Annotated in this window: 1 pseudogene; it reads right to left on the reverse strand. The window is 56.9% G+C overall.

Annotated features, from left to right (window positions below):
* Positions 1 to 162: 162 nt before the first annotated feature.
* Positions 163 to 446 (reverse strand): annotated as a pseudogene (locus J8I34_RS34300) (H-NS histone family protein).
* Positions 447 to 592: the final 146 nt, after the last annotated feature.

Below are 592 nucleotides of genomic sequence, written 5' to 3' on the forward strand. Positions count from 1 at the left end.
CGTTTCATGTTGAATGAGACTAAACGGTCGTCACCAGGTTCCATCGTTTGTCGCCTTATTTACGGACTGGTGAGTAAAGGGCTTTGCGGGATGTTGTACTAGTGGCGCATGGCTACACTGAGTAGCATCATGCGCTGACGAGCCCCATCTACAGCACGGACGTTAAGCGGCAATCAAAAAGCGAGCGCGGTTCTTGCCCAACCATGCGGGTGCACGGCCGCGGCCCGACCAGGTCTTTCCGGTTTTGGGATCCTGATACATTGCGGGTAGAACGGACTTGGGCTTCGATTGGCCAGAGCCGGCCGGACGCCCCCTGCACTTCTTTCCAACAACGTCGTCGGTGGTAAGACCGTACGCTGCCATCAGATCCTGGATCTGGCGAATGACGTCTGCGACTTCTCCCGTACCGCGGCAATCTCCTGGTCGAGTTGCTCGCGTCGAGCGATGAGTTCCTTATACGTTGTAAGCGGTCGACTAACAACGCCTCTTGCGGTCGGATACGAGTTCGGCTAAACGTAAGCGTGTAGCCAGTGCCGTGTTGACGTCGGCAGCAGTTACGCTGGCGTAGCCAGTTTCTCAGCGACGACCCACG

It is taken from the genome of Cupriavidus phytohabitans, assembly GCF_017815025.1.
Taxonomy (GTDB): domain Bacteria; phylum Pseudomonadota; class Gammaproteobacteria; order Burkholderiales; family Burkholderiaceae; genus Cupriavidus.